Origin of the sequence: Chryseobacterium vaccae, assembly GCF_009602705.1 — a bacterium.
Lineage (GTDB): Bacteria > Bacteroidota > Bacteroidia > Flavobacteriales > Weeksellaceae > Chryseobacterium > Chryseobacterium vaccae.
Genome location: NZ_VSWH01000001.1, coordinates 4,870,935 through 4,886,314, shown reverse-complemented (window position 1 = coordinate 4,886,314; position 15,380 = coordinate 4,870,935). Strand labels below are relative to the sequence as shown.

5 protein-coding genes are annotated in these 15,380 nt (G+C 37.7%); 3 read left to right on the top strand and 2 right to left on the bottom strand.

The genetic code is table 11. The features are described 5' to 3' along the window. Positions 1-11: 11 nt before the first annotated feature. Positions 12-3,101 carry a T9SS type A sorting domain-containing protein gene (locus FW768_RS22400; RefSeq protein ID WP_153399402.1) on the bottom strand — a complete coding sequence of 1,030 codons (3,090 nt, stop codon included), beginning with the start codon at positions 3,099-3,101 and terminating at the stop codon, positions 12-14. A 345-nt stretch (positions 3,102-3,446) separates the two neighbouring features. Next, positions 3,447-8,114 (bottom strand): DNA polymerase III subunit alpha, encoded by a 4,668-nt coding sequence (dnaE, locus tag FW768_RS22395; protein WP_153399400.1) that lies wholly within the window; start codon positions 8,112-8,114, stop codon positions 3,447-3,449. Positions 8,115-8,403: 289 nt separating this feature from the next. Between dnaE and FW768_RS22390 the strand changes: the two genes are divergently transcribed. From FW768_RS22390 to FW768_RS22380, 3 genes are all read left to right on the top strand, one after another. Beyond that, positions 8,404-10,500 (top strand): S8 family peptidase, encoded by a 2,097-nt coding sequence (locus tag FW768_RS22390; RefSeq protein ID WP_153399398.1) that lies wholly within the window; start codon positions 8,404-8,406, stop codon positions 10,498-10,500. Between the two features lie 322 nt (positions 10,501-10,822). Beyond that, complete coding sequence (locus FW768_RS22385; RefSeq protein WP_153399397.1) at positions 10,823-12,952, top strand: S8 family peptidase; 2,130 nt, start codon at positions 10,823-10,825, stop codon at positions 12,950-12,952. A 312-nt stretch (positions 12,953-13,264) separates the two neighbouring features. After that, positions 13,265-15,373: a S8 family peptidase gene (locus tag FW768_RS22380; RefSeq protein ID WP_153399395.1), complete on the top strand. Its 2,109-nt coding sequence runs from the start codon at positions 13,265-13,267 to the stop codon at positions 15,371-15,373. Positions 15,374-15,380 lie beyond the last annotated feature (7 nt).

The window sequence follows — 15,380 nt, the reverse complement described above, 5'->3', positions numbered from 1 at the left end:
TACTAAAAAATTTATTTTTTAATAGTTTTTAATGTTTGTACTGATCCGTCTTTCATTTTTAAAGAAATCAGATACATTCCCTGTTTCAAATCTCCAAGCTGAAGAGCTGAAGAAGGATTGTCAATAGTTTTCACTACTCTTCCTGAAAGATCAATAACAGAAACTGATTTTACATTCTTCACATCTGAGATATTCAGAATATCAGAGAATGGGTTTGGATACACTTTAAGGTTATTTTTCACCACTGCCGTTTCTGAAGTGGCTAAAACAGAACTGTCATAAGCTGAAACTCTGAACTCTCCATCCGGATTTGTAGGCCCGAATTTCCAAACACTTACATATAGTGTGGATCCAGGAGTTTGGCCTGTAACTGACACTTTAGAAAATCTGTTGCTGGCTCCACTAACATCATCATTACATCCTACAGAAGTAAGCGTCCCGCAGCTACCGCTATACATCTCCATAATAGAATCAGCAAACGAAGATCCTGTAAGCGAAGCTGTTTCAACGGTAACACTTCCTGATGGAGGAACTACTACAGAAAACCATACATTATTAACATTATTAGACCCGGTAGTAACACATGTTGACACTCCATTAGTCGTTGCCGATACACTTGTAGCAGTAATAGGATTTGAATTAAAGTTATTCCCTACCGTTAAAGCAACAGCGCCTGAGCACTCATCATTGGCAGGAGGAGGAGGAGGAGTTCCTACACAGATATTAAAGCTGTTGGAATATCCTGATCCATTAGAATTATAAACTCTTACATAATACGTCTGACCTGTTGTTAATCCAGGCACAACAGTTGAGTTAGAAGTTCCGCATACAAGACTTGTTAAAGATCCGCATGCTCCACTAAATACCTGAGTATACAAACTTGTGGACGAAGTGCTTCCTGTAGAAACCACATTAGACAGCATTACTGTATGAACCGGGCCTGTAGCCGTGAAAGCATACCATACATCATCATCTGCAGTACCTGTACATGGAGATACAGCTAAATTAGAATTTGTAGCACTATGTGTTGTTCCCGAAGTAGGAGCTGCACAGTTTAAATCCGCACTTACAGGAAGAGTTACGGCATTACCGCATTCATCATTGGCAGGCGCAACCGGTGTTGATACACAAATCTTGAATGTGTTGGCATATCCTGTTCCAGTATTAGAGTTATATACTCTGATATAATAAGTACTACCAACTGTTAAACCTGTAAGCACTGTTGGTGTAGCAGGGCTTGTATCACATGCAAGGGATGTCATACTTCCACAAGCTCCGCTTAAAACCTGAAGATATAAAGACGTGGAAGAAGTTACTCCTACTGACACAACATCAGTTAAAGCAACCACATGAGATGTAGAGGTTGCCACAAAAGAATACCATACATCGTCATCTGCAGTACCTGTACATGGAGATACAGCAACGCCTGAGCTGGTTGCAGATAAAGTAGTTCCTGCCACTGCAGAAGTACATAAAGCTCCTGAGCTTACCGTAAGGGCTGTGGCCGCTGAACACTCATCATTGGCAGGAGGCGGAGGAAGTGTTCCTATACAAATCTCAAAACTTGCAGCATATTCCGCACCTGAACTATAGGTAAAAACTTTTACATAATAAGTTTCTCCCGGCGTAAGTCCTGAAACAGAATTAGCATCAGCATCACTGCAAAGTAAACTTGTGAAAGAACCACAAGTTCCGCTTAATACCTGAAAATACATATCGGTTGTAGATGATGTTCCTGTAGAAACTACATTAGACAATTTAATCACATGACTGCTGGCTGTAGCAACAAAGCTAAACCAAACATCATCATCTGAAGTAACAAAGCTACAAGTACCTGATGATGCAGACTGTGTTGCACCCAATGTATTTCCTGTACCTTTTACAGCACAGTTGATATCTGAGTTTACTCCTAAAACTACCGCATTCGCACACTCATCATTAGCAGGAGGAGGTGCCTTGGTTGTAAATTTTCTAACTGTACAGGATGCCGATGTACTCGTCGTTCCCTGATAAGCATTTACCGTATAATAATACGCTGTATTATAGTTCAAAGGAGAGGGAAATGTGTAAGTTAATACATTCCCAAGGTCTATGTTATTCAAAACTTCAGTCCCTCCAGAAGTAGTTCCTACTGACAGCCTGTATCCCGTAGCCCCACTAACTGAGCTCCAAGTTATTGCAGGAGTCACACTTGTATTCAAGGCATTATTAGATGGTGCACTTACAGACGGACAGCCAATATTTAATGTTGTAAAAGAACTCTCTGTACAATTGGTTGTATTTCCTAAATTATTGGTAGGAATAACTTTTACGTAATAAACCGTTGAATAATTTAGAGCACTAGCCGTCGGAATACTATATGATGTAACATTCCCAACATTCTGGCCGTTAATAACATCTGTTCCTCCCGGAGTAGTTCCTACATTCAAAAGATATCCTGTAGCTCCTGCTGCCTGACTCCAGGTAATAGCAGGTGTCCTGGAAACTCCTGTCGCACCTGCTACCGGCGCTGAAATTGTTGAACATCCCGGAGGTGCAGTAACAACCTGCGTTAACTTCACGTCATCAAAACCTAAATAGAAATCAGAAGTTGCAGTATAATTTCCGGTCAGTCTGAATTTAAAATCAGCCCCTGCCGGGATTGTTCCCGCAGGAATTACTCCTGAAACAGTGGTACAAGGAACAGGTGTTGAGCTTGGATTATTCAGATTAATTGGCACCCCCAGAGCAACCCATGTTGTTCCTCCATCTACTGTATATTCAGCGACAACGCTACCTTTAATTGCATCGCTAGAGGAATACCCTTTTGCTGCATACTGAAAGGAATAAGTAAGTTCTGTTCCGTTTGAACTTGCTGATGAATAGGTAATATTATAAGAGGTAACACCGCTATACAGATTTCTGTAAGCCATTTTCGAGCCTACGCAGGCTGTTCCTCCACTCCACATAGAAACAGTAGTGGTCTGACCTGCTGTAGATGGCAGTGCTGAGCCCGTCCATCCCGAAGGCAAAGAACTTCCTTCGAAGCTCTCATTTACAATAATTTGTGCAGATGCTCCCATACTCAGAGCCAACATACACGACAGTAAAAGTTTTTTCATACTTCGTAAAATAAAAATTAGGGAGGTAAAAGTAAGTAAATATTTAATCAAATATCAAAATTTATCTTAAAATATTAAATCCAAATATTTAAAATAGGCTGTAATTTTATAAAAACTTAAACATTTATTTAATTTTAACTAATATTTCACAATATAGAGTTAAAATTTAAAACACTGATTTTAAGAACGTTAAAACACAAGCATCAAAATACAAGCAGGAAGAAAAAACCCTACTTAACATAATATAATTGTTGATAAATTTTATAGACTAATCACTTTCAAGGGTCTTGAAAAAATAAAAAAAGCGGCAAAAAGCCGCTTTATATACCACATATTTTATTATTACTAATTGAGATAGAACTCATATTTATTCAGAAGCTGAATCTCCTTAATCAGATCTCCGTTCAGATCTACAGAATGTTTCATAGACTGCACTTCCAGATGGGAATCATCTTCTATATTTTTAATAAAGAATTTCAGTTTCTGGTTTCCTTTATTCCTGTCGAGAACTGTTCTGAAGAAATCCAGATCTTCCGGCCTGACATCCATCACATCCATTACCAGAGAAATACTTTTAGCAAATCTTTCAAAAGCTTCCTGCAGCTCGATTACATCATTCACATTCACAAAAACCCGTCCGTCTTTTACCTGGGCAAATTTTATTTTAAATATAACAAACCTCTGAACTTCCAGCTTTTCTTTCAGGCGCATATAATCTCTATCCCCCAGCCTGAAAGAATAAGATCCGGAATAATCTTCCAAAGTAACAAAAGCCACCTTCTCCCCGCTTCGGAATCCATCCTGAACTCTATATTCTGTGATAAGTCCGGCTACGGTATATTCTTTTCCGCCACCGCCATTCTCTCTTTCTTTCTGAATTGTTTTCCAGTCTTTCTTTTTCTCTTCAAAAAGCTCTTCCTGTTTATTAGAGAATGCCTGTTCTTTATAAGCATCTACTTCATCCAGATTGAGAAACAGAAAATTCCCTTTCGGTTCTGCTTTTTTAACAACCTCTTCTACAACTTCCTCTTCTCCTATGGACATTTCATCCGATACAATCTCTGTAAGATCAACAGAATCATCTTGTGCATCGGTCTCCAGAACGGGAGCTTCTTCTGTATTTGTTTTTTCTTCCTCTTCTTTTTCCAATACCGCTTTTTTGGAAAGCTGTCCCTGCATAAACTGGAACTGATATTTAAACTCATCCAGCGGATGCGCAGAAAGATAGAATCCTATAATTTCTTTTTCTTTATTCAGCTTATGCATATTGGGCCATTCCGGACAAGGAGGCAGTTTAGGCTGTTCAATCTGTACTTCTTCCGCAAAATCAGCAAACAGGGAATTTTCCATTTCGTGTTTACTCTCCTGGAAGCTTTGTCCGTATCTGATCAACCTTTCAAGATTGGTTTTTCCAGCCATATCAATATCAAAATACTGGCCTCTATGGAAAGCATCCAATTCATCAAATGCTCCCGCAAGCACTAAACTTTCCGCCACTCTCTTATTCATCTGGGAAGGCAGTATTCTTTCAAAAAAGTCGTAAATATTTTTGAATTTTCCGTTTTCTCTTTCTCGCGTAATGGCTTCACTCGGCCCTTCACCTATACCTTTAATTGCTCCCAATCCAAAACGGATCTGCCCTTTTTCGTTTACGGAAAATTTATATTGTGATTCATTCACATCAGGCCCCAGAACATCAACCCCCATACTTTTACAATCTTCCATGAACATGGTGATCGAATCCGTATTGTTAATGTTATTACTCATTACACTCGCCATATATTCTGCAGGATAGTTGGCTTTTAAAAAAGCCGTTTGATAAGCAATAAAGGCATAACAGGTTGAGTGGGATTTGTTGAAGGCATATTCCGCAAAAGCTTTCCAGTCATTCCAGATCTTCTCCAGCCTTTCCTCATTAAGATTATTCTTTCTTCCTCCTTCAATAAACTTAGGGTACATCTTATTCAGAACGTCGATCTGTTTTTTACCCATTGCTTTTCTCAGCGTATCGGCTTCACCTTTTGTAAAGTTGGCCAGTTTTTGAGATAAAAGCATTACCTGCTCCTGATAAACAGTAATTCCGTAGGTTTCTTTTAAATATTCCTCTGTTTCAGGAAGGTCATAGACAATTTCTTCAATTCCATGTTTCCTGTTAATAAAGTTCGGGATATACTTAATTGGACCTGGGCGATACAATGCGTTCATGGCAATAAGATCGGCAAAAACCGTTGGCTTCAGCTCTCTCATGTATTTTTGCATCCCGGGACTTTCGTACTGGAAAATCCCTACTGTTCTTCCTTCTTTAAATAACTGATATGTTTTTGTATCATCCAGCGGAATAAGATCCGGATCAATATCTACTCCATATCTTGCTTTAACCAGCTTTATTGCATCTTTGATAATTGTAAGTGTTCTAAGACCCAAAAAGTCCATTTTCAGAAGTCCTGCGCTTTCCGCTACTGAGTTATCAAACTGTGACACCAGAATATCAGCATCTTTCGCAGCAATAGTCACCGGAACCAGATTACTTACGTCTTCAGGAGTAATAATTACTCCGCAGGCGTGGATTCCTGTATTTCTGATGCATCCTTCCATCTTTTTTGCACTCGCAAGAACGTCATGGCGTGGATCCCCGGGGCTATCAAGAACAAATCTCATTTCATCAACGAGCATTTGCTCTTCCGGTTTCAGTTTTTCATATTTTGCCAAAGCTTTGGCAATATTCATTCCTGGTGTAGATGGAATAAGTTTCGCAATATTATTAGTATCAGGAATCGGAACATCAAGAACCCTTCCTGCATCTTTAATCGCAGATTTCCCACCCAAAACAGAGTAAGTAATAATCTGCGCCACCTGGCTCTGTCCATATTTATCAATTACCCATTTGATAACCCTGTCTCTACCTTCATCATCAAAGTCGATATCAATATCCGGCATTGAGACCCTTTCGGGATTCAGGAATCTCTCAAAAAGGAGATCATATTTAATTGGGTCAACATTAGTAATTCCAATACAGTATGCTACCGCAGAGCCTGCTGCCGATCCTCTTCCGGGACCAACCCAAACTCCCATTTTACGGGCCTCGTTACAAAAATCCTGTACAATAAGGAAATACCCCGGATACCCAGTATTGGCAATTACTTCAAGCTCAAAATCAAGACGTTCTTTAACTTCTTCTGTAATACCCTCAATACCATATCTCTTTTTAGCGCCTTCATAAGTAAGGTAAGTAAGATAAGCCATTTCACCACGTTTTCCTCCGTCTATCTCATCTTCCGTATGAATAAATTCCTCAGGAATATCAAACTTCGGCAGGAGAACATCTCTTTTTAAAGTATATGGTTTAAACTTAGCCGTAAATTCTTCATATGCTTCGAAAGCATCGGGATAAGCCAGAAAAGTTTCTTTTATTTCTTCAGCATTTTTAATATAATATTCTCCCGTTGCCAGTCCTCTTCTCTTTCCAAATCCTTTCCCAACAGGGGTTGACAGTTTTTCACCGTCTTTAATACAGCTTACAATATCCTGAATATTAGAATCGTCTTTATTGGTATAATACGTTTCGTTCTGAGCTAAAATCTTAACATTATATTTATCTGCAAAATACAGTAAAACTTCGTTCAAATGTTCTTCTTCCGGTAGCTTATGATTCTGGATCTGAACATAAAAATCATCTTCAAAAGTATCTTTCCACCATTTGAAAAGTTCCTCACCTTTTTGTTCACCGGTATTAAGAATAGCATCCGGGATATCTCCATGAATCCCTGACGTCAAAGCAATAACCCCTTCTTTATACTGGGCAATCAGCTCACGGCTTACCCTTGGAACTCCGAAATAGAAACCTTTTAAAAAACCGATACTTGAAAGCTTTGCTAAGTTTTTGTATCCGTTAAAATCCTTTGCTAAGAGAACAACCTGTGTTCTTCTGTCCGGATCATCTTTGGTAAACTGTTTCTGTTCATAGCGGTCTGAAATATAAAATTCACAGCCAACAACAGGAATCAAAGGCTCTGAAACAGGTTCTGTTTCATTAAATTCGGTTCCGTTTTCTTCAGCTTCCTGTTTTTTCGTTAAAAATTCTTTGTGCTTTTTTGCACGGTCCCCATTGGCTCCTTCTACTGCAGACACAAATTTAAAAGCACCCATCATATTTCCCAGATCCACCATTCCGACAGCCGGAAAATTGTCATCTGATGCCCTTTTAATTAAATCATTAATGCTTGAAGTAGCTGATAACGTTGAGAAGACACTATGATTATCAAAGTTAAAATATTGCCCAAGATCAATCTCGTCAATACTTCCAAAGTCCTGTTGTTTTTTCTTATTATTAAAGTCAGCTACCTGCCTTCTGATAACAATACTGAAAGGCTTGATAGGATCAGGATGAAGCGTTTTGAAATAAGCCAGCTGATCTTCAGAAACTTTTAACAGTTCTGCAGGAATCACCCCGATTCTCATCATTTCAAAAAACACCTGTGCCGTGGCATTTACGTCGGCTGCGGCATTATGTGCTTCGTCAAATTTATGTCCGTACAATTTTTCATAAAGCTCTTCCAGCTTTGGTGGTTTGAACCTTCCTCCCCTTCCGCCGCCAAGCTGGCAGTAGTTGGTTCCTAAGATCATGGTATCTGCTCTAGGCTTATCCTGAAGGTTGTCCTGTAAATTTTTTCTGTAAAATTCAGCTCCTACAATATTGTAATCAAATTCTACATTATGACCGGATACCACCCTTACTTTTTCAAGCACTTTGGAAAATTCTTCCAGGATTTCCTGAAGATCACGGCCTTCTTCATTAGCTATCTTAGTTGTAATCCCGTGAATTCTGGCAGCGTTGAAGGGAATATCATACCCTTCCGGTTTTATAATGTAGTCCTGGTTTTCAATAAGATTTCCATTGTCATCATGCACCTGCCATGCAATCTGAACCATTCTGGGCCAGTTTTCTGAATCGGAAAGCGGGGCGTTGAAATTCTTAGGTAAACCGGTTGTTTCTGTGTCAAAAATTAAATACATGTAATTTTCTAACTTTTTTAAAAAAGAGAATGTAAAGTTACTTCATTTTTTTTACAAAATTTACCCTCGAAATAGAAAAGACATCTATATTTTTTTTGTTAAAAAAGCCAATATAAATAAAAACAACAAATTACATTTAAAACAAACTAAAAATTAAACAAAACACAATAAATAAACAATAAATCAAAATTATCTTTAATAAAAATTGCTAAAAACAGATAATTTAACAAAATAAAACTTGCGTAATATTTAACTTTTTATAGATTTGTCCTGCAACAAAAATATCAACATGAAAAAACATTTATTTCTAGCAAGCACTCTGATTGCTTTTTTAGCAGGTGCACAAAAAAATGACGCATTAATGCGTGAGTTCGAAAACCAGAACAACAAAAACAGCGAAAAATTTGATGCTTACATTTCGAAAAACTACGGGACTAAAAAAGACTCCAAAACACAGCATGAAATTGAAGAGAAGAAAAGCCATCTTGCCGGATTTCTGGGTGAAATCCCCTATTTCTATGAACTTCATGATATAGACCAGATTAAAAACTCAAATTCTGATTTTCTTCAAAATGGAACCATTGCAGGACTGAACGGGTCTTTTAATGGTGAAAACATTAAATTTACCGTATTTGACGGCGGAAGAGTTTATGCAGCACACAATGTATTCAACAATGCAACCGGTCGTGTTACCAATAAAGAAGCCGGCACAATGAATTACAGCGCGCATGCCACAGCTGTTTCCAGTTTCATAGGAGGTAAATCATTCGTTTCTTCCAATAAAGACATCCAGGGTATTGCCAAGAACTCCACTTTTGATTCTTATGCATTCATGACATCAAAACTTCCGGGCAACACTTCAGAAAGCAATGTTTTTCAAAAAATAATAACCGCACAGCCTAAAATATCCAATCACTCCTATGGAACCAATTTAGGTTGGGATTACCGTCCTGTAAATGGCTCTTATGCATGGATATGGAATGGTTATTACAACAACGGGACATCTTATAATGCCCAAGGAACCTACTTAAACAATGATGAAAATTATGATAAAATTGTCTACACCAATCCTTCTTATATTATTGTAAAATCTGCCGGTAACTCTTATGGCATGACACCATCATCATATGAGACTAAATACTATCAGAATTCCTCTGGAAACCTTGTAACGTTTGGTTTCATGTCTTCCAACATTCCTACAAAGAACTGTAATTCAGGATATGACTGTATCGGAACCGGCTCGCTGGCTAAAAATATTATCGTTGTTGGAGCTACAGATATTCTTACTGCTTCCAATAAAAGATACAGCAATGCTTCCAGCGTCATCAAATCCAGCTACAGCAGTGCAGGACCAAGAGATGACGGAGGGATAAAGCCTGACATTACAACAGTCGGCACTAACGTAGGCCATGCTTCTACAGCTGAAAATACTACAGGAAGCACCACCTATGGTTCAGGCAGTGGAACTTCTTATTCCGGACCTATTGTTACCGGAATTATAGGACTTTGGACGCAGATCAATAAGCAGTTATTCAATGGTGCTGAATTTAATGCGGCTTCTGCAAAAGTACTTATGATTCATTCCGCATCTGAAGCAGGAAATATCGGACCGGACCCTCATCACGGATGGGGATTCATTAATGCTAAAAAAGGGGCAGAATTATTGGTAGGAAAGTCCAACGGTACGGTTCTATTTACAGACGAAACCTTAAATAGCGGTGTAGCTAACAGAAAAACAATTACAGCTACCGGAACAGAACCTCTTAAAGTAACGATTTCATGGATCGATCCAGCTTACAAGGTACCCAACTATCAAACTTTTCAAGAATTACACAACGTAAGAACATCTACTTTAGTAAATGATATTGATCTTAGAATTATTGACACCTCCAATAATACAGTTTATTATCCTTGGAAACTGGATCCGGCTAATCCGCTAACAGCAACTAAAGCTGATAATAAAGTAGACAATGTAGAACAGGTAGTCATTGATGCTCCAACTGCAGGAAGATCTTACAGAATAGAAATTACCAATAAAGGAAATCTGGTTAACGATTCCGGTGCTAATGCTCCTCAAAACTATTCTATTATGGTAACCGGCTACAACAGCCAGCAAGCGCCAGCATCCAAATCAGTTACCAATGAAAAATCTCTGAACAGTAATATCAGTATCGTTCCTACACTAACAAAAAGCACTGTAAACGTACTGAATGCTCCGGAAAAATCAGTATTTAACCTATATGATCTATCAGGAAAAAAACTACATAGCGGAACAATCAACCGTGGAACAGAATCTATAGATCTTTCATCTTATCCTAATGCCATCTATATTATAGAAATCAATACAGGAAAAGAAACTGTTTCCAAGAGAGTTATTAAAGAATAGTAAATCAACATTTCTCACTTTCCAACCCGTTTCTGCAATTGCAGAAACGGGTTTTTTGCTATTATAAATTCAAAGCACAACACCAATATAACCATAGCAAGAATTAGAGTTCAATAGAATTTTTCAGTAAAATACAAGCAGTACAACTTTCACAAATACATAAAACATATAGAATTAAAAAAACTAATAAAAATAATCCATTACCATTATCAAACAACAATAAATCAACAAAATATTAGAATTATTTACACGAAAAACCTAATTTATAAATATTTAACACTATATTTAACCCGTTATAATTTTTAATATTTTATCAGTTATCATGAAGAAACATTTACTTTTGGTCAGCACTTTAGCTTTTGCTTTAATAAGTGCTCAAAACAATGAAGGATTAAAAAGAGAGTTTGAGAAATTAAACAGAGAAAATAACGCAAAGTTTGACTCTTATGTAATTAAAGCATTCGGAAAAGAGAGAAATGCTGAAACACAGAAAAAAATAGATGAGATGAGGGCAAATCTGGCTGGATTTTCAGGAGATGTACCCAACTTTTATGAGACTGATGACCAAAATCAAATCTTCAATAATAATGTTGATGCTTTAACAACTGTAGGTGGTGTAAATGGATTAGCTACAGCTTTTAATGGAGAAGGAATCAAGTATACCATTTTTGACGGAGGCAGAATTTACGCTCCCCATCCTGCATTTGATAATGCACCCAACAGGATAATTAATATGGAAGCTGCTACCAATGATTACAGCAGTCACTCTACTGGTGTTGCCAGCATCATAGGAAGTAGATCAGTCCCTCTTACGCAAAGAGACGAAAATAATAATATTATAGCAACCGGAAACACAAAAGGTATTGCTCTGAATTCCACAATGGATTCTTACAGATATTCGACCACTGTACTTCCCGGAGGAACAGTTGCCAGTACTGTTTTCGAGAAAATTTTAATTGCACAGCCTAAAATCTCCAACCACTCTTACGGAATAAATCCGGGCTGGACTTATGGTACTACATCAACAGGGTATCCGAATAACGCATGGTACTGGAATGGAAATTATATTTCCGGCAATAACTATAACCTGATGGGAACCTACTTCCAAAACGATCAGGCTTATGACGCCATTGTGTACAACAATCCGGCCTATACCATCGTAAAATCTGCAGGAAACTACTTCGGATATGGCCCAGGCTACTCAAATACGACAACCAACAGTTATTATAGCACATCAAGCGGGTATGCTGCCTACCCTGCAGGCTCAGCCCCTGAAGCTAATTGCGCCCAGGGTTTTGATTGTATTGGTTATGGATCGCTGGCTAAAAATATTATTGTTGTAGGAGCTACAGACATTATTACATCAAATAATTTTCGCTACACCGCCCCAACTGATGTGGTAAGATCCGATTACAGTAATGCAGGGCCTAGAGACGATGGGGGTATTAAACCTGATATCGCCGCTCCCGGAACTGGTATCTGGATGGCCTCTACAGCTGAAAATACTACAGGAAGTGTTACTTGGCAGGTCAACAGCGGTACTTCTATGGCTGCTCCTCAGGTAGCTGGAATTATCGGTCTTTGGATGCAGATTCACAAATCACTTTTCAATAATGCTGAACTGAATGCTGCAGCGTCTAAAACATTAATGGTACATTCAGCAGCTGAAGCTGGAAACGTTGGGCCTGATCCATGGTATGGCTGGGGATATATTGATGCCAAAAAAGGAGCAGAACTGTTGGTAGGAAAATCCAATAATTCAGTCATCTTCAATAATGAAACGTTAACCAGCGGGGTTGCTAATCAAAAAACAGTTACCGCGTTAGGAAGCCAACCATTAAAAGTGACCATTTCATGGATTGACCCTGAATATAAAGTAACCTCAAACCTATGGTCAAATCTATATAACAATAGAGTTTCAAGATTAGTTAATGACCTAGATTTAAGAATCATAGATACTACAAACAACACTGTTTATACGCCATGGAAACTAAACGCCACCAGTCCAATGACGCCAGCCACAAAAGGTGACAATACAGTGGATAACGTTGAACAAGTTGTTATTGATAATCCGGTAGCAGGAAGAACTTACAGAATTGAGATAACCAATAAAGGAACACTTGTTAATAATGCGGCAACACCTGTATTGACAACGCAGAACTACTCAATTATTGTTACAGGACAGACACAAACTAATTTAGGAACTAATGAAACCAGCGCTTTAAGCGGTCTTGCTATAGCACCAAGTATTACAAAAGATATTGTAAACATATTAAAAGCTCCTAAAAAATCAACGTTCACCATCTATGATCTTTCCGGAAAGAAATTACAAAACGGAACGATCAATAGTGAAAAAGAAACGATAGATCTCTCTTCTTATACTAAAGGAATTTACATCATTGAAATAAAAACCAACAAAGATGTTATTTCTAAAAAAGTCATCAAGGAATAATCATTAATTATAATATTGTCTCAAAAAGGGATATTAACAAAAATGTTAGTATCCTTTTTTTTGTAGTACGTTTTGGGCAAAATAGGGTAAAGAAAAAGGTTAAAACGAAGGTATTTAACCCATTTTTTACAAAATTAAAATCATTGAAAAATATCATATGTTTAAAATTTTAAATAAAAAAATTAAAAATACATATACAATTTCAACTAAAACCCATATAATTCACACAAAATGAAGCAACATAATGTTTAATTTATATATTTAAAAAAAAAAAAAAAATAAACCGCAATTTTTTTTAAACCTATAAACTTTATGAAGAAAATCTTTATTTCAATCAGCATATTAGCTGCTTTTTTCACATTTGCCCAGGACCATGATGATGCTCTGATAAAAGAGTTTGAAAAACAAAGGCTGGAAAACAATGAAAAATATGAAACTTATATCTCAAAACGTTATGGATTGAACAGATCCCCAGAGATGATAAAAGAAATTGAGAAACAAAGAAGTAAGCTGGCAGGGTTTACTCCAGGAGGCAAACCCTATTTTTTACAGAACCAGGACATGGATCAAATTAAAAATTCCAATTCTGATTTTCTCCAAAATGGTACTGTAAATGGATTGACGGGATCATTTAATGGTGAAAATATCAAGTTTACTGTTTTTGACGGAGGCAGAGCATTTGCCGGTCATGTTCTTTTCAACAATGCTCCCAACAGAGTTACCAATAAAGAAGCAGCCACAATGAATTACAGCGATCATGCAACTGCTGTTACGAGTTTTATCGGATCAAAAGATTATCCCTTTACATTCCAACTCAACAACGGAGGAACCCATCCGGTCAATTTTAAAGGAATTGCTCCTAATGCTACCTTCGATAATTATACGTTCAACAATAGTACTTTGCCGGGAAATACTACCGAAAGTAATGTATTTCAGAAAATACTGACTGCTGCACCGAAAATTTCCAATCATTCTTATGGTACAAATATGGGGTGGACAGATACTGTAGTTCCCGGAGCTTATTTCTGGACTGGATATTACAATGCCGGAACATCATATGATATACAAGGTACTTATTTTATCAATGATCAAAATTACGATCAGATTGTATACAATAATCCGTCCTATGTTATTGTAAAGTCTGCCGGTAATTACTTTGGAATGGGACCCAATGGCAACTCTGTTCCCGGATACTATGAAGATGCTTCAGGTAATCCTGTACAGTTTTCGGCAACGGATGTCTTACCTCCCAACAACTGCTCACAGGGTTATGATTGTATCGGAACAGGTTCTTTAGCTAAAAATCTGATTATTGTAGGTGCTACTGATATTATTACTACTAATGATAAAAGATATACCGCAGCTGCTGATGTAATACATTCGGAGTACAGTAGCGCAGGACCAAGAGATGACGGAGGAATAAAACCCGACATTACCACCACAGGAACAGAGGTAGCTCATGCATCTACCAATGAGGACACTACGGGAAGCAATAGCATATCTGTTGGAAGTGGCACATCATATTCAGCACCAATAGTAACGGGTATTATTGGTCTCTGGATGCAGATTTATAAGCAATTGTTCCCTACCCTTGAGCTTAATGCAGCTTCCGCAAAAGTGCTTACAATCCATTCAGCTTCTGAAGCCGGCAATATCGGTCCGGATCCTTGGCACGGATGGGGTTACATCAATGCTAAAAAAGGAGCCGAGCTACTTGTAGGAAAATCAAACAATTCCATCATATTCAATGATGAAACTTTAAATAATGCGGCAACCAATAGAAAAACGGTACAGGCATCTGGAACAGAACCTCTTAAAGTAACCATATCATGGATAGATCCGGCATATATAATTCCGCAAAATCTAACGTGGCAAGATGTACATAATAATAGAGCATCTAAACTAGTTAATGATCTGGATTTAAGAATCATTGACACACAAACCAATACAATATACTATCCGTGGAAACTGGATGCCAACAACCCTATGTTTCCTGCTTCCAAAGCGGATAATCAGGTTGACAATGTAGAACAGGTAGTTATCGACAATCCGGTGGCAGGAAGAAACTACAGAATTGAAATTACCAATAAAGGAACTTTAAGAAACAGTACCGGCGGTAATGCTCCCCAGAACTATTCAATTCTTGTGACAGGCTATACATCTGTTTTAGGAACCCAGGAAGCAGGAAGTGTAAGAGAACTGGCAATAGCACCAAGCGTTACAAAAGATATTGTAAACATATTAAAAGCTCCTAAAAAATCAACGTTCACCATCTATGATCTTTCCGGAAAGAAATTACAAAACGGAACAATCAATAATGAAAAAGAAACAATAGATCTATCTTCTTACACTAAAGGAATTTACATCATTGAAATAAAAACCAACAAAGATGTCATTTCTAAAAAAGTGATCAAGGAATAGTCTTCCA